The sequence below is a fragment of the Brevibacillus antibioticus genome (assembly GCF_005217615.1).
Taxonomy (GTDB): domain Bacteria; phylum Bacillota; class Bacilli; order Brevibacillales; family Brevibacillaceae; genus Brevibacillus; species Brevibacillus antibioticus.
Genome location: NZ_SZNK01000002.1, coordinates 1 through 15,010 on the forward strand (window position 1 = coordinate 1; position 15,010 = coordinate 15,010).

General features: G+C 45.8%; 29 protein-coding genes. All 29 read right to left on the reverse strand.

Annotation, left to right across the window (positions count from 1 at the left end; translation table 11 throughout):
* Positions 1 to 192: 192 nt before the first annotated feature.
* Positions 193 to 408 carry a hypothetical protein gene (locus E8L90_RS29705; protein ID WP_137033685.1) on the reverse strand — a complete coding sequence of 72 codons (216 nt, stop codon included), beginning with the start codon at positions 406 to 408 and terminating at the stop codon, positions 193 to 195.
* Positions 409 to 485: 77 nt separating this feature from the next.
* Positions 486 to 674 carry a hypothetical protein gene (locus tag E8L90_RS29710; protein ID WP_137033687.1) on the reverse strand — a complete coding sequence of 63 codons (189 nt, stop codon included), beginning with the start codon at positions 672 to 674 and terminating at the stop codon, positions 486 to 488.
* A 19-nt stretch (positions 675 to 693) separates the two neighbouring features.
* A complete protein-coding gene (locus E8L90_RS29715; protein WP_137033689.1) occupies positions 694 to 930 on the reverse strand; it encodes a hypothetical protein in 237 nt (78 codons plus the stop codon).
* Between the two features lie 121 nt (positions 931 to 1,051).
* A complete protein-coding gene (locus E8L90_RS29720) occupies positions 1,052 to 1,690 on the reverse strand; it encodes a glycoside hydrolase family 73 protein (RefSeq protein ID WP_137033691.1) in 639 nt (212 codons plus the stop codon).
* Positions 1,687 to 1,968 (reverse strand): hypothetical protein, encoded by a 282-nt coding sequence (locus E8L90_RS29725; protein ID WP_137033692.1) that lies wholly within the window; start codon positions 1,966 to 1,968, stop codon positions 1,687 to 1,689. Before E8L90_RS29725 ends, E8L90_RS29720 begins: the two co-directional genes overlap by 4 nt.
* 4 nt (positions 1,969 to 1,972) lie before the next feature.
* Positions 1,973 to 2,386 carry a hypothetical protein gene (locus E8L90_RS29730; RefSeq protein ID WP_137033694.1) on the reverse strand — a complete coding sequence of 138 codons (414 nt, stop codon included), beginning with the start codon at positions 2,384 to 2,386 and terminating at the stop codon, positions 1,973 to 1,975.
* Positions 2,386 to 2,832: a hypothetical protein gene (locus tag E8L90_RS29735; protein WP_137033696.1), complete on the reverse strand. Its 447-nt coding sequence runs from the start codon at positions 2,830 to 2,832 to the stop codon at positions 2,386 to 2,388. The genes E8L90_RS29730 and E8L90_RS29735 overlap by 1 nt, the downstream gene beginning before the upstream one ends.
* A gap of 1 nt (position 2,833) precedes the next feature.
* Positions 2,834 to 3,148, reverse strand: coding sequence for a hypothetical protein (locus tag E8L90_RS29740; RefSeq protein ID WP_137033698.1), 315 nt, complete (start codon positions 3,146 to 3,148; stop codon positions 2,834 to 2,836).
* Entirely contained in the window at positions 3,148 to 3,405 is a 258-nt protein-coding gene (locus E8L90_RS29745; protein ID WP_137033700.1) for a hypothetical protein, read from the reverse strand. The genes E8L90_RS29740 and E8L90_RS29745 overlap by 1 nt, the downstream gene beginning before the upstream one ends.
* Positions 3,405 to 3,611 (reverse strand): hypothetical protein, encoded by a 207-nt coding sequence (locus E8L90_RS29750; protein ID WP_137033701.1) that lies wholly within the window; start codon positions 3,609 to 3,611, stop codon positions 3,405 to 3,407. Before E8L90_RS29750 ends, E8L90_RS29745 begins: the two co-directional genes overlap by 1 nt.
* Positions 3,611 to 4,363, reverse strand: a complete 753-nt coding sequence (locus E8L90_RS29755; RefSeq protein WP_137033703.1) for a hypothetical protein — start codon at positions 4,361 to 4,363, stop codon at positions 3,611 to 3,613. Before E8L90_RS29755 ends, E8L90_RS29750 begins: the two co-directional genes overlap by 1 nt.
* On the reverse strand, positions 4,360 to 5,088 hold the full coding sequence (locus E8L90_RS29760; protein WP_137033705.1) for a glycoside hydrolase family 73 protein: 729 nt from the start codon (positions 5,086 to 5,088) through the stop codon (positions 4,360 to 4,362). Before E8L90_RS29760 ends, E8L90_RS29755 begins: the two co-directional genes overlap by 4 nt.
* Before the next feature lie 15 nt (positions 5,089 to 5,103).
* Entirely contained in the window at positions 5,104 to 5,931 is an 828-nt protein-coding gene (locus E8L90_RS29765; RefSeq protein ID WP_137033706.1) for a hypothetical protein, read from the reverse strand.
* 3 nt (positions 5,932 to 5,934) lie between these two features.
* Entirely contained in the window at positions 5,935 to 6,213 is a 279-nt protein-coding gene (locus E8L90_RS29770) for a hypothetical protein (RefSeq protein ID WP_137033708.1), read from the reverse strand.
* 5 nt (positions 6,214 to 6,218) lie between these two features.
* Entirely contained in the window at positions 6,219 to 6,368 is a 150-nt protein-coding gene (locus E8L90_RS30030) for a hypothetical protein (protein ID WP_162309135.1), read from the reverse strand.
* A gap of 3 nt (positions 6,369 to 6,371) precedes the next feature.
* Positions 6,372 to 6,554 carry a hypothetical protein gene (locus E8L90_RS29775; protein ID WP_137033710.1) on the reverse strand — a complete coding sequence of 61 codons (183 nt, stop codon included), beginning with the start codon at positions 6,552 to 6,554 and terminating at the stop codon, positions 6,372 to 6,374.
* Position 6,555: 1 nt separating this feature from the next.
* Positions 6,556 to 6,768 (reverse strand): hypothetical protein, encoded by a 213-nt coding sequence (locus E8L90_RS29780; RefSeq protein WP_162309136.1) that lies wholly within the window; start codon positions 6,766 to 6,768, stop codon positions 6,556 to 6,558.
* Positions 6,769 to 6,837: 69 nt separating this feature from the next.
* Entirely contained in the window at positions 6,838 to 7,014 is a 177-nt protein-coding gene (locus E8L90_RS30035; RefSeq protein WP_162309137.1) for a hypothetical protein, read from the reverse strand.
* Between the two features lie 17 nt (positions 7,015 to 7,031).
* Positions 7,032 to 7,316, reverse strand: coding sequence for a hypothetical protein (locus E8L90_RS29785; protein WP_137033714.1), 285 nt, complete (start codon positions 7,314 to 7,316; stop codon positions 7,032 to 7,034).
* 28 nt (positions 7,317 to 7,344) lie between these two features.
* Positions 7,345 to 8,400, reverse strand: coding sequence for a cytoplasmic protein (locus E8L90_RS29790; protein ID WP_137033716.1), 1,056 nt, complete (start codon positions 8,398 to 8,400; stop codon positions 7,345 to 7,347).
* Between the two features lie 4 nt (positions 8,401 to 8,404).
* Positions 8,405 to 8,539, reverse strand: a complete 135-nt coding sequence (locus E8L90_RS31195; protein WP_279633718.1) for a hypothetical protein — start codon at positions 8,537 to 8,539, stop codon at positions 8,405 to 8,407.
* Positions 8,540 to 8,554: 15 nt separating this feature from the next.
* A complete protein-coding gene (locus tag E8L90_RS30415) occupies positions 8,555 to 8,698 on the reverse strand; it encodes a hypothetical protein (protein ID WP_167497650.1) in 144 nt (47 codons plus the stop codon).
* A 257-nt stretch (positions 8,699 to 8,955) separates the two neighbouring features.
* On the reverse strand, positions 8,956 to 9,612 hold the full coding sequence (locus E8L90_RS29795; protein WP_137033718.1) for a P-loop NTPase family protein: 657 nt from the start codon (positions 9,610 to 9,612) through the stop codon (positions 8,956 to 8,958).
* 173 nt (positions 9,613 to 9,785) lie between these two features.
* Complete coding sequence (locus E8L90_RS29800; RefSeq protein ID WP_137033720.1) at positions 9,786 to 10,064, reverse strand: hypothetical protein; 279 nt, start codon at positions 10,062 to 10,064, stop codon at positions 9,786 to 9,788.
* A 387-nt stretch (positions 10,065 to 10,451) separates the two neighbouring features.
* Complete coding sequence (locus E8L90_RS29805) at positions 10,452 to 10,808, reverse strand: hypothetical protein (RefSeq protein ID WP_137033722.1); 357 nt, start codon at positions 10,806 to 10,808, stop codon at positions 10,452 to 10,454.
* 347 nt (positions 10,809 to 11,155) lie between these two features.
* Positions 11,156 to 13,078 (reverse strand): DNA polymerase, encoded by a 1,923-nt coding sequence (locus tag E8L90_RS29810; protein WP_137033723.1) that lies wholly within the window; start codon positions 13,076 to 13,078, stop codon positions 11,156 to 11,158.
* Between the two features lie 11 nt (positions 13,079 to 13,089).
* Positions 13,090 to 13,620, reverse strand: a complete 531-nt coding sequence (locus E8L90_RS29815) for a hypothetical protein (protein ID WP_137033725.1) — start codon at positions 13,618 to 13,620, stop codon at positions 13,090 to 13,092.
* A gap of 72 nt (positions 13,621 to 13,692) precedes the next feature.
* Positions 13,693 to 14,199 (reverse strand): single-stranded DNA-binding protein, encoded by a 507-nt coding sequence (locus tag E8L90_RS29820; protein ID WP_162309138.1) that lies wholly within the window; start codon positions 14,197 to 14,199, stop codon positions 13,693 to 13,695.
* A gap of 141 nt (positions 14,200 to 14,340) precedes the next feature.
* On the reverse strand, positions 14,341 to 14,568 hold the full coding sequence (locus tag E8L90_RS29825) for a helix-turn-helix domain-containing protein (RefSeq protein WP_137033729.1): 228 nt from the start codon (positions 14,566 to 14,568) through the stop codon (positions 14,341 to 14,343).
* Positions 14,569 to 15,010: the final 442 nt, after the last annotated feature.

A 15,010-nucleotide genomic window follows, 5' to 3' on the forward strand; every position in this document is an offset into this window, starting at 1 on the left:
GACACGAGAGCGAATAGGGGAGTGGCAACAATAGAACGCGCCCCCAGAAGTGAGACACCCGTCATTCAACGCCAACAGCAGCCGCCGCCGCCAAGAGAATGAGGTATTAAGGACATTCTATCACGAAGTGTGCCGTTTGTCCATCCTACAGCAAAAACGTTAACGGGTGGTAACGGTAAAAAGCCAGCGGTGTTAGCTGGCTGGGAATAATTCTTTCATTTCAACGAGTTGTTGTTTCAACGTTTGAGCTTTCACTAGATGGATGGCAGCCGAGTCTTTACTTCCAGATGCCATTGTTTCACGGTACATGGTTTGATACATAGCAATCTTCTTTTCCAATTCTTCCATATAACGATGAACGCGACCAATGCGGATTTGTTTAGTACCTCTTGTGGTTGTAGCCGACATGTGATTCAGCCCCTTCCCTGTTCTCCCTATATCTATATTGTATTCTCATTTACAATATGCGTCAACGCTGTGTAACCCTATACATTAAATTCTTCTTTCAAATCTTGTATGATTTCTTTTAACGTTTCGGCTTTTGCTTGGTAATGATCTTGAAAGGTTTTGTCTCCCTTTGTGCGGTATTCATCTGATGTATAGGAATACCCAAGATAGCGACTTTCTAATCTTTTGATGTAGCGTTCGATCTTGGATTTACGAACATGACTCAACAATGACGACCCCTTCCATTCAAAAACCTACAATAACATCAATGGTCTCCTGAATTGGTTTCAGGTCTATTTGTGGTTTTGGATAGAACGCTAGGTGTTTTGGTATAAATACTTTGTCGCCTATTTTTGCAAACGTCCCAGTGGCAGCTTGCACTTCGACCACATAACCAAGACCTAAAGCCCCGTCTACATTGTACCCACTGTCAATGACTATTCCTGAATAAAGGGTATCCGGTTCGATTTGGAACACTACCATAAACATCCCCCAGTTATTGTTTCATCTATAGTCTATTGTACACACTCCGTCAACACTTGTAAATGTCTGTTACCAAAGTTGTACAAAAAATACCACACCGTTAACGGGTGTGGTACAAAAGTTACCTATTCATGGCTTGTTGACCACTGGCTATACGTAGTTCGTCAGCTAGTTCACCCATACGAGCTTTCTTGTCCAGCATTCCTAAATGGTCATACACTTTCCACATAGCTTGCAATTGGGTGATAATCTCATTTGCAATGTCCTTCTCCACTTTCTTGTCCTCCTTCACGTAATCATACTGTTTGAGATTGTACTGGTTGATAATACCCACAAGCTTATCCCCATATTGTGGGTCAGTTGCATACCCACAAACGTGTAGGAGCTGTGCTGCTTCTTCTGCTGTCTTGGCTTGTCTCACACGTAAATAGCGAGGGTTGAGTAGAACTTGATGATGGTCGCGTAGTGACTCATAAATAGAAGAATAGGCGCGGAATTGGCTGATGATAGAGACTGTCTTCCCTCCATAGACTTCCCACGTTTGACAGGTGACACGATCACCTTTCCAGCTATTGAACGCTTTCACACCAAACAGGTTATTCGAATTCTTGCCCGACTTATGATCAACGGGAATGAACTTCCCCCACCCTGTCTCCAAGCACGCTTGGGCAATACTGACGCTGGCGAATATCCCGTACTCCTGATGGAGCTGGGAAGCAGCCTCTGCAATGAGCTTAATGAACGTCTGTTGTTTACTCATTTCTTCGTCCTCCAGAAGAGTAATCTATCCCACATGGTTTTGGACTCGTCTACATCAGGTGTATCGGGGTCGTCTACAAGCTTGGGGATTTCTTCATCCACTACCCATTTCCACGTTTCTTTACTTGGGTCGATTTCCACATGTTTGACAATGTGGTGGGTCTCTGTTTCTTCTTCCATTCTCATGGTCGCCACCGTCGCTTCAAACACATAATTGTTTCCACTGGTGGTTGTCCCATGCGTTAACTCCACTAAATAGCCTTGATCGTCTACAAACATAGACTCACTCCTTTACGGATAGTACAGAGGTCATACAAAGAGATGTTGTGGATACACCAGAATCTAATGGGTTTCGAAGAACAATCTTGAAACTATTTTTGAAGTCCACACCCCTTACCATCTCAACACCGATATATTTTTTCAATGTAGAGGTTGTTCCATCAATCGAACCGATTGACCATCGATAGTAGATAGCAGGACTGTCCACGATCTTCACATCATCTATCCATATCTCAAAGGTGATTTGTGATGATTCAATATAGCCGCGAATAGATTCAATCCTCCCACCCTTCGTGCTATTAAAGCTAAGATAGTCCACAGATTGACCAGCGTTTAAAAAAGTGTTTAGGATATCTGTACGTACGATACTCTTATAGCTGGAAGACTTACCATGTAGATCACGGGTTCTATTAATCATTAGAGCAACCCTCCAGAGATATGACCCTCCCACCGCATCCCATAAGTGTCACGGGCATGGTTATCGAAAGCTAACTCAAATATTTCGTTGAAATAGATATCTGCATTCAGTGTGATCGTACGGTATTCTATTTCTTCGCTGGTGCCATAAGTTTGGTATACACTGGTGGTAGACTCCCATAAACGTCTGTTACCCATAACGTCCTCAGGAAATCGCGGCGATGAAAGATAGTGTTTTGCCCCGTCAATCCATATATAGAAACGATAAAGTTGTGTGGGCGCGTCACCAATGTAAACCGAAAACCCTCCTACTTTCCCAGCCCCGATAATTTTGATCAAGGCTCTTTCCTGTCCGGGCGACAATGAGACGGAACCGTTAATATTTTTCACAAAAGGTGTGAGAGGGGTAGAATCACCCCTACGATTCAAAGAACTTCGAAACGCCATGTTAACTCAACTCCAATCCCCATACATCTATGTTGAGTACATTGTCTACACTGGCATAGCATCGAAGAACATCCCCGTTATTTAAGTGGGTGGGGTCTGTCCACTCCGCTGTTTCTTTTGGTGCGAGGACAATTTCAAGTAGGTTGTAGACAACGCTATTGATCTGCTTTGTTGCGTAAAACGTGACATTTGAAGTGTGGCTGTTGAATATGGCTATCTTCTTAATGGTTATACCACCTGTAGAAGTAGCGGAGACGATCGCTGTTGCTGCTAACGGTAATTTCCTAGTAGCTAAACCTTTTGGTACGACAGGCATTATTGTGTACCCCCTGTCCATGCCAGTTTGTCTTGGTCGCGGTCTTTCGCGTCATTGGCATTTAGTCTTTGCGTAAGCGTGTCCACACCGCCTTGCGCATTTGTAGCTGTTGTAGAAGCGTTTGTAATCTTTTGATCATGGGTAGAAATAGTAGGCTCAACGACATTCGTCTTCCATGATTCCAACTGTTGCACCTTTTGAGAAAGAGCATAGTCCGTCCCGCCCATTGCTGGAACAGTCGTGTAGATCGGAGACATTAGGTTGTCCCTCCATTCAGGAGCGCAAGACGTTCATGTTCTTCGTCCTTCCTGTCCTGTTCCTTATTTTTAGTTTCAACAGCGGTCACACGAGCTTCCAGCAATGGGTCAGATATGGAGCCTCCACCGTTTCCCATGTTGGCAGGAAAGACAGCAGCGGGATTTGTTGACCCGTAGATGGGCATTGGTTTTGGATAGATTTCCATTAGCTAATCACCTTCCCTGATATGGAGACATACACCAAGGCGGATTCTGCCTTTCCTTTGATCGCTACGCCAGAGGGAACAACAAGTGGAGCATCTACGACGACAGACCCTTTCGAGGGAACGATTGCAAGCAGGGGGAATCCGTTCACATTGATGGTCGCCTTTTTATCCGTTGTGTCGTCGTTGGAAAGCGTGACCGATTCCAAACGGGTTTTTCCTTGCGTGATAAAGAGGTCTTCGTCTGTTGTACTTAATGCTCCCGAATAGAAATTGGTGTCAGCGGCTTCACTATTGAGAACATGCACTTTCAACCCTCCATTCGTGTGTAGTTGCGTGGGGAGCTGGGTACCACGCGCCAACCCAACAGCGTCCGCTGTAAGGGTGACCGTTGAGCCACCAGCCACACCTAACATGGTGTTAATCCCCAAATTTTCTACGGAGAACACCACGGATATTTCCTTGATGTCGGTGGTGCTGCCTCCTCCGTCCGTGAACGCGAGGGTGAAGTCAGAACGATTCGGAATCGGGAACGTGTTGGCTTGATACGGTTGAATGACTGCGATACGAGCAGCTCCTTGGTAGGGTTCTGCTGCCTGTCCTTCATAAATAGCAATCGTGTTATTCGTCGGATTATGAATGCTGATAAACTCATAGTCCAGCGGAATCCCTTGCAAGACTTCGCGGGTTTTTGCATTCATGCGCACCACTTGTGTCATGTGTTTACGTTTGGGTATGTTTTGTGTAGGGGTCATGCTTTCACTCCTTTCAATGCACGTCCAGCGGGGATAAGAGAGCTAGGGGAAACGTCCAACGTTTTGAGTACAAACAACAGAGTAAAGATCACCACAACGAGCAGAGCAATCACACGAACGATATGACTGAGCGCGTTGAGTTCACCAGCAGCAACAGGGGAACTTCCTCCCCCTGTATCCGGTTTTGGTCGCGGTCTTGGTTTGATATTCCCGGTGTCAATCGGGTCAGTCGGTTTCCATGTACCCGACCCTTTGTAGACTCCTGGTGTGTCGTATTGGGTGAGATTGTTTGACCGGATAATCCCCATTAGGTTTTTGTCATAGTCGGGGTCAGTGGCATATCCTGCACGCTTTAGACCGCGCACATATTCCTCCACACTGTTTGACCCGGTAACCTGTTTTTGATAACGGGACGAGGAAAGTAGTTCCCCACGTCCCTTTATCGCATCTTCCATGCTCGTGTAGGCGCGGAAGTTCGCTTCCACTTTGATGTATTCCCCATTGACGTATTCACTGGTCGGCATTTTGACCTTGTTTCCCCGCCACGAAGAACCAGCCTTTTCGCCGAACCAGTTGTTGTAAACAGAGGCAAGGGTGGATGTCATCCACCCCGACTCTTGAATTGCTTGCGCTATGGTGACAGATGCGGGGATTCCATATTGGGATTGCAACGCACGAGCGACAGGAAGAATGTCATTGATACGCTTTTGTTTATTGGTAGACAAGGAGCTTCCCTCCTTTTATAACCAGTTCCATCCGCCACCCCCACGCTCGGGCTTATCACGCTGAGCTTTTTTGTCATCTTTGTCTAACCAGTTTTTCATTCCATCTCCATCATCGTCACGCTCACGCCAAGCATCATCCCTACGCGCTTGCTTGTCACGCTCGATCGCGTCTTTGCGATCTTGTTCCTTGCGTATGTCGTCACGAATTTTCTTTTCCATTTCCTTGTCTTCTTTCGATCGCTTTTCTTTTTCCGAATAGTTGTTGGAGGGTGGATGAATGTCCGGTTTCGGTGTGGGCTTTGGTTTGGTTGTTGTGGGAGGATTCACGACAATAGGCGGGTCAGGAGTGACAGGTGGAGTGACAGGAGGAGTCGTGGGAACGGGAGAAGGTTGCGGGTAGTAGACAGGAACCTCTACATAGCTAGGTGCACGGTTTTGCAACTCTTCCAACTGTCGACGTAATTGGTCTTGGACTTGTTTATCCTTGTCTTGTTCCTGCATGATTCTATCAAGCCACGTTTGGTTGAGATCTTCAAACTTGTCTTTCCAATTCTTGTTGGTATCGTCAAGCTGGTCTTTGTACTCGCGTTCAAGCTGTGAAATACTGGCACGCCAGTCTCCTATTTCAGCACGTGACGGTATCGGGTATCCCGCATAGTCTTCTGGCTCAATCGAATACCTGACATGTTCTTCCTCGTCCTCGTCCTGCTTTTTCTTTTTCCGGTTGAAGGAGACGAATAGGGCAATCACGCCCACGCCAGCAGCCGCAATCCAAAAGACCTTGTTCTTTCCCACACGACCGACAGATTGTTTCACGTCTTCAATAACCTCGACTTGCGCCATGGGCTACCCTCCTGTAATCCAATCCCCTATATAACCCGTTCTGGGAAACATGGACTCGTCTAGTTGGTAACTTCGCCCGTCGATGGTTCCTTTGGTGAAGTCGTCGGACATATCCATCAGTAGGAGACGTGTAGGACGTTTTTGTTGGACTTGAAATTGAACGGGTACGCTGCCTAGCGTTTCAGCAGCACCGACCCCGAGTGTGGGAGAAGGGATATAGAGCGGACGCTCTAACCCCTTCACGCCATGAGCTGCATATATACGATGGTTACCATCTAGCACAGGCGTTACCTCCCTTGTAATACTTTGATTCCAGCAGTCGCGTTGGAGGCAAACGAGTTGATAATTGACACCGTTTCACGCGAGCGGGAGAGAATGAGGAACAGGGCAATCAGCATCCCAATTCCAGCAATCCAGTCTGAGACTTTACTCATCATGGGCTATGCCCCTTTCGTAAAGAAAGATAGTAGCTTGTTGAGCTTGGAAGCGTTGACGGTCAACATCCCAAGCAGCACCAGCAGTAAAAACCATAGGGTAGCGCGTTCTCCTACGAACGCTCGTAGAAGCGCGGATACGAAGAGAAACGCGATCACAAACCATAGGGATTCGGTGAATTTTTGCATATCATGTCCCCCAGCTAATATTGTCTTTGTTGGGGTCGTGGGAACCGTCTGTTGGTTTCCATTTGGAGGTCAGAACATCGGAGAAGTTGGGGAGATCGGGGAGACCCATTTTCGTGATCAGGCGAGAAAGGGGCTTCTTGTCGGTGAACAGTTCAGCGAATACCACGTACACGCCCAGTAGCGCGAGGATAAGGTACAACACGGATTTTTCCATTTACTTCACCATCTTAAATCCTACCCATAGCCCCAAGATCAGGAGTATGAGCAGGAAGGTTTTATCCATCTACTTCTCCCCCAGTCGAGCCAACACCGATTTCATGACTTCGGTATTTGCGTTGACGGCATCTTTCAGACTTTGTGTTTCTTTGCGCTGAAAGATCATGTAATAGCCAGCAACCACGACAGGGAATCCGTATTGGTTAATCCATTGACCGATTTCATTTAACAGTGCGCTTTCCAATAAACATACCTCCTTGATTATCGGGACAGGAGAATGACGAGTAGAACAATTCCCGCCAGTCCTATCCATAATGACCACTTGTTTTGAGAGACAGGGGTAGCCCCTGCATTTGCGCTTGTTTTCTCTGCATGGACTTCTGCTGAGTTCTTAATACTCTCTTCCTGCTGCACACCATACATGGTGATTTCCACGTCTTCCGGAATGGTCAACGATTGTGTTGACCACGACCCCGGAGACAATGGGTACAAGTCAGCCATGGCAAACATTCCATTTTGATACGGACGATTATCCAATGCGGACATGGGTCACTCTCCTTTCTTCTCTCCTGTATTAGCGCAGGCGGGAGAGCTGTTCATACACAACGGAAATTTTGCACGCGCCAGCAGCCTTAAATTTCAGCCAGAATTCTGTCAGGCGTTCCGTGTCTACATAGTCCCGACCCGAGCTGTAGTTGATTGTTCCTTGGTAGGTAAAGTCAAATGCCCAGCAACCTTTTGGTAGAGGTCGTCCATATTGATCATGGTTGATGGATGCCAAATGGTACGGGTTCACGGAGTATGGGGTATCCGCTTGGTTGAAAATGAGCTGGATATCCGATTGGATGAAAGACTCATCTACCCCGCCGTTTGCATCTTCGACGAGGAACAACAATTTGCGGTAGGTGGTGCTCACTGGAAGCTTGATCACAACATCCCCTGCACCTGCTTGGTCGTAAGAGGTGGCTTGAATCAATTTCAGCATGGAGAGATCCGGGAGAGCTTCGGGGATTTGTGGAATGGAGAACGACTCCACCAACGGGGTAACGGTGATGTTTTTAATGTCGAGTGTGTATCCGGTTTGACCCGGTTTCACAAGCGCGTTGCGATCAGCAAACGTGATATGGATATTGGCTACCGTCTCGCGGTTTTGCAACAGGATTAAACCAATCGCGTCCCGATCATTGAGACCATTCGGAATATCCAAATGGAAGCGAATCACGTTATCTGTACCAGCAGCAGAAGCAACCAGTCCTTGGACGTTCTTCCCTCGACCGTTCGGTTTGACTTCCAACACGTCCGCATTCTCACGCATCATGTTGTGTAAATACAACTGACGACCGGACAGCGTAACCGGTGCAAACCCGTTATTCATTTCGAAGCGAATGTTATCAACGAGTGTGAACGGGGCAAACTCTGCTGGAACGTAGTTGGTCGCGCTCGCGTGTTTGACGTTGAGTGTGGCTTGTACCATCAAGCGCGTACGATGTAGCAAGCGCGTTTGTGGTAGGTTGAGCGTGACGCGGGAGTTTTCAGCACCCGCAACAGACGAAATGGGTTGCATGTTCTGACGGGTCATTTGTGCAAAGAGTGCTGCACGTTGTTGGGGAGTAATTTGTTTTTGTGCCAAAGGGCTACACCTCGTTTACAATTTTTTGAACGACAGGAACGTTGTATTTGTTGGCAACCTTCTTAATCATCCAGATGAAGACCAGGACGACCATGGCAGACGCCAACGTTTGCATGAACCAGCGAGCAGTCAAACCCATGAACAGCTCTCCTTTCTAGGCAGCTTGTACAATTTCTGTGACACCCTTCACCGGATATTTCGTAAAGAGTGTTTTCCAAAGAACGAACATCACGATCATAAACAGGGACAAGAGGATGGCTTGTTTCAAGCCGATACCAAACAGTTTTCCGTTTTCCATTACTCGTCTTCGCCTCCTTTCACGTACTCTTCTTTGATTTCGCCAACAGCAGCGACAGGAGAGTTGTTCAGTTCTTCTTCGAGGATTGTTTCCGCTAGTTTGCGGGAGGGTTGATGGATGAAACGGAGTTCTTCACCTTCGGGGAGTGTTAAAACGGGGATGTATTGTTTTCGAATGGGGGTTCACCTCTTTTCCTATTGGGTGTGGTGGGAGACTATGTGGTTACATTGTCCTCACCCCTTTCAAGGAAGAATAGATTATTCGGGGAGAATGAGTTTACACTTCGTGGGTTCTTCATCTTGCACATTGTAGTACCAGTAGTGGAATTCGGAGTCTTCGCCCATGTTGGGCTTTTCAATGAGTTCGGGGCATCCGGTGATATGAACGAGCTTTTTCCGATCATCCAATAGGTTGAGATCGTAAATGAAGAAATGGGAGGCTTCGGACATACACAGTTGGGGAATCCCTGATGGTCGTTGTGTCGCTCCCCAATGGGGAACACGTTTGGAGCGACCACGGGTGAGGATGGCTTTTAAGCCTTCGGGGATGACATGCGGATTTGGGCAAATGCCCATGAGTTCGTCTGATAGACAGACGATGTTTTCCTCGTAGTAGCACCAAAAGTAAAACTCAGAATAGTGTTCAAGGGTCATTTCGGATAACTGAGGGCGATAGATGATTTTGGGTTCCTCTACCGTGGGGAGTTCATCGAGGCGGGTAATAATGCGGACATCATCAGGGTGGACAAAATCACCCCACGTAAATTCTAGCTTCACATCGAGACAGGCAGCACGATCGTAACCAGCGGTGAACGCTTGGAGACAAACCGACTTTCCTGACCCTGTACGTCCTGCTGTGAATGTGTGTTGGGTGTTGGGGATTCGTTGTTCCCCTCTACGTCTTCTCTTCGCCAAGGGTATCCCTCCATTCAACTTTAGGGTCGAATGTACGATGGTGGGGAACGCGACGTTTCATGTTTTGGTCAGCACGTTTGTGATACTTTCCCCTTTTTACAGCATCGAGTAAAATGTCGGGATGTTTGTTCAACATAACATCCACGTCCCGTTGGTTCAGGACAAGAACACATTTATGCTTCTGGATGATTAGCTGGTTGTTCTCCACTTTCCACATAAGCAATAAATCCTTTCAGCTCATGGATGACTTGACTTGCCTGTTCATCTGATATGTCAGACGGAAGCCACTTGGGTAACAAAGTCTTTAGCGTTAAGCTGATTCCCATGGGAATGTTCGCTTCCGGTAGAAAGGTATAGATCACCTTGTCCATCACTTGTAGCATTCGTTGTCCGCTGTTCGGAATGACCTGGTGGGTTACTTGGGGTGTTGCTTGGTTGAGTTGGTTGTCCACTTTGTACTTTCACTCCTTTAGGTTGTTTCGTTTGATGTGCCAGAACACGAGGGATGACAGCCATACCTGCCGCAATGATCAGCGCGGAATAGTCAGAGTAAGCGTTCATGGTTTCGACTACATTGTGACGTGCCATGATACGCGCTGCTGGGTCAGCGATTGCTTGCGCCTCTTGTGGGGAGATCGCCCAATGGTCACCCAAACGCATACTTGCTACAGCGGATACCGCGACAATGAGTTGAGCAATATTTGCACTCGCTGTTTTTGTTGCTTCAAGGGTGGACTGTACTTTTGGGGCGGGCTTCTTCTTTTTCTTTGGGGTGGTAGCGCGTTGCGCTCGCGGGGGTGCTGATGGGGGAACGGGTACGTTTGGGGAGTCATCCCCTTCTACCAGAGCCAGTTGAAGAGACCCGACTTCTTCGCCTGCGGTTCCTCCTGCTCCTTCACTACCTTGGGTGGTGCTGGTACTTTCGTTACCTTGGTTTTGTTGTCGTCTTCGGGTTCCTCCACTACCTTGACCTCGGGGACGTCTTTTATTTGCGGTTCCTTCGGTGGGGTTGTCAGCGATTCCAGTTTGCTCATTAATGTCTTTGCCCATTGTGGGGTATCCTCACTTTCATCTTTGGTAGGCGGTGTTGCGGGGGGTTCTTCGGAGAAGTATTGGAGATTGAGGGGAAACAATGTGGTGATCGGTGCGCGGTTGACTACTTTTGCACGTTTGCGGTTTCGTAACCAGTTGAGCATGGGGTATCTCCTTTCATTTTGATTGCCGCAATGGATGAATCAACATTGGTCAAAAGGAACTCATATTCATTAAGTCTCTTTCTATAACGTTTGATCTCCACTTGAAAAAGTGTTCTTAATTCATAAAGTTCTTCAATGGTGTATACATCTTCTATACCGTCCAGTATCATCACCTCTCTTGAATGTTTGATAGGTTTAGAATACACGCAACGTTAACTAATGTATACGAACGTCTACGATTACAGTGAACGTTAACCGTAGACAACAAAAAAGGCGAGCGATTGTATCACACGCCCACCAGTTTTTGTAATTGTAAATCTGTCAATACTAATATAGAATGGAGATAACTAAACAACAATGTATCGGTGTGGTGTAACTCGACCTGCGACGTCGGTTGCACCTTTTTCATATTCACGTTTCAATTCCTTTACAATCAATTCGTTCTCATAGTACGTCATGTTTCCATTTTTCAATGCCTTACTATAACCCATCCACTGTGTTGTAATGTACATCGGTTTTCCTTCCTTCGACTCTCCCACCATTTTTGCTTTGGATGGTACACCTTTGATTTTGGTGTGTTGTTTACCTGTTTCATCTTCGACGAATACATAGTCCTTGCAGCCGTGTATGGTAAGAGTTCCTACCTTCTCCAAAGCCAAAGCACCTAGAGCCATGTCATCAATCACGCCCGCAACCTTTAACTTATTGTATCCCAGCTTATTAACAAAAAGGGAATCGGTATCCATATAATATACATTGTGAAGTCCTGCCTTCTCCGCATAGCCGAAAAGCATCATACGTGCCATGGCGGTCACATGTGAAGCAATGGCGCAAAAGGAATTCCATGCCTCTTCGTTGTCGGCGTCTTGTGCTTTTCTGAACATTCCCCCACCAAAGGCTTTCACCAATGTCATACCAGAGGGAAATATCATGTACTCACTCCATATCTCATCTGCCTCGGTATCATCGAACCTCTCCCATTTCACATCCTTCTGACCAAACTTTCCATAGAGACTGTTTAGAAAAATCTTATACAACAAGTCATGAATACTATCTTTTGCTCGTTTTGCTTCCAGTCTCCGGTTGTAGAAGTAATCAACGTACTCGGTGAATATCTTCTCACCACGATACACACATACGTTTTTCACTTCCTGAATCAATCCACGTTGTAAGCCTTCTACTAATTCGGGAGTGGATAAACTTGTCCAAAACTCTCCCACAGGAAAAATCAACCGTTCTTCTTTCAAATGAAAGATTGGGTAATCTGTTTTTACTCTTGCCTCACAGCACACCAGGAATCCTTCTTCGATATTCTTACACAAACCTTCTAGGGTCATCTTGCGGCGAAACGTGAGCAGCTCCACGGGGAATATACCGTCAATCATAACGGATGGGTACATAGAGTTCACATCCAATCCATACACCGTTTCTGGTACTTCTCCGATGTGCCAACACTCATTGCGTCCACCCGCATAGGCATCACGTTCCACTTTGATCGCGTTTCGGTTGTCATGAATGTAAATCGTTTGTTCCATGAACTTCGTTCGAAAACTGTTAAAGGCTTGTCCTGCAACCGTAACAGCAAAACTCCCATGCTCTTCATCACGTATGAATTTCATGAAAGCCAGCATGGAAGCTGTAAGAATTTCAACGTCACGTTTACAATAAGTGATAGAGTCTTCTATGGGTGTTTCTCCTGTATGGTCGTGTTCGAGTTTTGCTAATTGAAAAGCTCGACCTAGCGATTCAAGAGATTGCTGATAGTAGTTCGTACTGGAAAGAATCACAATGGACTTATGTTCCATCTTCTCTTCACCTGTTTCAGGGTCAATCTTTCCAGTACCTCTCGACTTACGTAAACGGAGAATAAACGGGTTACTGTCAGAGAAACCTAACACCTCATAACCCAATTGAACAAGCATGGGAACACACGATGTTACAAGTGTGTCGTATTTCGCGTTATGCGCGAACATAAACGTTCTCCCTCGCCACCTTGTAAAGTCGTCCACATCCTGCCAGAATCGTTCTACAAATGCCTTACCATGATAATCATGATACTCATGTTTTTCTTTCCCATTTCGTGAAATGTAGAAGTTGGCACAAATCAAATAGAGTTCATGCTTTTTAAATACACGTTCCCCATCTAGCACCTTTTGAATTTCTTCCTCAGTGATATCAATAGCAACATGAGATTCACTGTCGAAGAATACAATGCGATCAGGTGTCTTACTGGTTTTACCTTTGGTTAGAATATGTGGTTTTCGTTTCATTGCCCATCCCCCTACGCATAGATCACAGGTATACCAGCTTTCCCCGTGTTTCGGTAGGCATGAAGTAGAAACACTTCGCGGATACCGTCTTTTACATAACCGTAGTATTGTTGTTGTTTCATGTCGAAGCTTGCAAGAGCTGATACGACCTCGTTGATCAAATCACTTCTTGAAGCTTTATCATTACGGACAATGGTAATATGTCGAGCTTCCGCATTAGGTGGGTCGCTCACAAGTCGATAACCCATCACGTATGTGTATGGAGCTTTATACTTCCGTTTGTCCTTCTTGCTCACTTCATGATGTTTGATCTTACCTGTGCGCTTGGAGACATCGAGAGAACGGTTCTTTTTATCTCGGACAATATCTTTTGCCTTGGCATGACCAATCTTTCCACCCTTTTGACGAAAGGTTCTCTCTATCTCGTTTGCGGATGCCTTCGGGTTGTTCTTCAAAAACAATGTGGTATGTCGTTTGAACCAGGCTTCATTCTTCTTTGTTTCTTGCTGTTTAGGTGTCAACCTTTTGGTTTTCTTGGACAACGTTCACTCCTCCGATGTTTAGAGAAACCCTACTACCAAGCGATAGTAGGGTTGTCTTGAATTACACGTTGGTTAGTTATGAATACGCTGGTTGTTTTGACCTCGTTGGTTGTTCGATTGTCGCTGATTGTTCTGCTGTCTCTGATTATTCTGTTGGCGTTGATTCCCTTGTCGTTGATTGTTCGGACGCTGATTATTCTGTCCTTGATTGTTAGGTTCTTCGAATTGATCATTGTAATAAGCATTGTTTTGATCTCGTTGAGCAGATCGTCCAAAGTTCACTTCTTCGCAAACAACTTCCATAACGTACTTAGTCTGACCACTGTTACTATCTTCATAGGAACGAGTCTGCAAGAACCCACGAATATGTAACTCGTCTCCTTGTCTCTTATGTTCTGCTAGGGACTCTGCTCTCTTCTGCCATGCTACGCAAGGAACGAAAGCTGTTTTTTCACTGTCTCCGAATCCTGTGTTTACCGCGATAGTAAAAGAGGAAACAGGTGTACCATTCTGTGTGTAGCGTAATTCCGGGTCACGTACAAGGTTTCCGGTTAAAGCAACTACGTTTAAATTAGGCATGTTCATTCTCCTTTAGGTAAGAAATGGATGTTGATTGAATGGCTGGAATACGCTACAATACAGGTGTCAACCTTTTGGCACTTGCACGTTTTCCGACAGAGCAAGTGTCGTTTTTATTTTTATTGATCATGTAGCTTCATCCTAACTAACAGATTTTTTCTTTGTACTAAGCCACGTACCATACAACTGATAGAAGTCAATCATATCAAGACCAAGAGCTTGTACGATTCGTTCTAAATTGCTATTTTTAAAATCCCTCCCTCTTTCTAATGCATAGACGGTAGTGGCGGATACATCGGCATGATAGGATACTTCAATCACTGTCAGCCTTTTCTTACTTCGCAAATGTTTGACAAATTCTCCAATCATTCTCAACCCTCCCACGGTTCAAGAATATCTTAAATTTTTCAAAGTGTCAACACATTAAAACGTAGTGTACAACACATTGACAATATCACTCACAAATCAATTGTAACCCACACAGCGACAACATACGATAAACGTCTACGACAACAGAATACGATTACCGTCTACTGTAAAAGTACAACCATTCTATACTTATATTACGATAGTACAAGAAAATTGGCAAACGTCTGTTCGTACCATCTTTCGTGAACGTTCACAACCGTTACCACCCGTTAACGTTTTTGCTGTAGGATGGACAAACGGCACACTTCGTGATAGAATGTCCTTAATACCTCATTCTCTTGGCGGCGGCGGCTGCTGTTGGCGTTGAATGACGGGTGTCTCACTTCTGGGGGCGCGTTCTATTGTTGCCACTCCCCTATTCGCTCTCGTGTCCGATTTACGA

Excerpts from the sequence above, each read along its gene's own strand:
- E8L90_RS29740 (WP_137033698.1), bottom strand. The coding sequence starts at position 3,148 with ATGCCTGTCGTACCAAAAGGTTTAGCTACTAGGAAATTACCGTTAGCA.
- E8L90_RS29780 (WP_162309136.1), bottom strand. The coding sequence starts at position 6,768 with ATGGAAAAATCCGTGTTGTACCTTATCCTCGCGCTACTGGGCGTGTAC.
- E8L90_RS29720 (WP_137033691.1), bottom strand. The coding sequence starts at position 1,690 with ATGAGTAAACAACAGACGTTCATTAAGCTCATTGCAGAGGCTGCTTCC.
- E8L90_RS29825 (WP_137033729.1), bottom strand. The coding sequence starts at position 14,568 with ATGATTGGAGAATTTGTCAAACATTTGCGAAGTAAGAAAAGGCTGACA.
- E8L90_RS29765 (WP_137033706.1), bottom strand. The coding sequence starts at position 5,931 with ATGGCGCAAGTCGAGGTTATTGAAGACGTGAAACAATCTGTCGGTCGT.
- E8L90_RS29735 (WP_137033696.1), bottom strand. The coding sequence starts at position 2,832 with ATGGCGTTTCGAAGTTCTTTGAATCGTAGGGGTGATTCTACCCCTCTC.
- E8L90_RS29775 (WP_137033710.1), bottom strand. The coding sequence starts at position 6,554 with ATGCAAAAATTCACCGAATCCCTATGGTTTGTGATCGCGTTTCTCTTC.
- E8L90_RS30030 (WP_162309135.1), bottom strand. The coding sequence starts at position 6,368 with ATGATGAGTAAAGTCTCAGACTGGATTGCTGGAATTGGGATGCTGATT.
- E8L90_RS29725 (WP_137033692.1), bottom strand. The coding sequence starts at position 1,968 with ATGTTTGTAGACGATCAAGGCTATTTAGTGGAGTTAACGCATGGGACA.
- E8L90_RS29730 (WP_137033694.1), bottom strand. The coding sequence starts at position 2,386 with ATGATTAATAGAACCCGTGATCTACATGGTAAGTCTTCCAGCTATAAG.
- E8L90_RS29810 (WP_137033723.1), bottom strand. The coding sequence starts at position 13,078 with ATGAAACGAAAACCACATATTCTAACCAAAGGTAAAACCAGTAAGACA.
- E8L90_RS29705 (WP_137033685.1), bottom strand. The coding sequence starts at position 408 with ATGTCGGCTACAACCACAAGAGGTACTAAACAAATCCGCATTGGTCGC.
- E8L90_RS29755 (WP_137033703.1), bottom strand. The coding sequence starts at position 4,363 with ATGACCCCTACACAAAACATACCCAAACGTAAACACATGACACAAGTG.
- E8L90_RS29820 (WP_162309138.1), bottom strand. The coding sequence starts at position 14,199 with ATGCCTAATTTAAACGTAGTTGCTTTAACCGGAAACCTTGTACGTGAC.
- E8L90_RS30415 (WP_167497650.1), bottom strand. The coding sequence starts at position 8,698 with ATGGAAAACGGAAAACTGTTTGGTATCGGCTTGAAACAAGCCATCCTC.
- E8L90_RS29715 (WP_137033689.1), bottom strand. The coding sequence starts at position 930 with ATGGTAGTGTTCCAAATCGAACCGGATACCCTTTATTCAGGAATAGTC.
- E8L90_RS29745 (WP_137033700.1), bottom strand. The coding sequence starts at position 3,405 with ATGTCTCCGATCTACACGACTGTTCCAGCAATGGGCGGGACGGACTAT.
- E8L90_RS29750 (WP_137033701.1), bottom strand. The coding sequence starts at position 3,611 with ATGGAAATCTATCCAAAACCAATGCCCATCTACGGGTCAACAAATCCC.
- E8L90_RS29805 (WP_137033722.1), bottom strand. The coding sequence starts at position 10,808 with ATGCTCAACTGGTTACGAAACCGCAAACGTGCAAAAGTAGTCAACCGC.
- E8L90_RS31195 (WP_279633718.1), bottom strand. The coding sequence starts at position 8,539 with ATGGGTTTGACTGCTCGCTGGTTCATGCAAACGTTGGCGTCTGCCATG.
- E8L90_RS29785 (WP_137033714.1), bottom strand. The coding sequence starts at position 7,316 with ATGTCCGCATTGGATAATCGTCCGTATCAAAATGGAATGTTTGCCATG.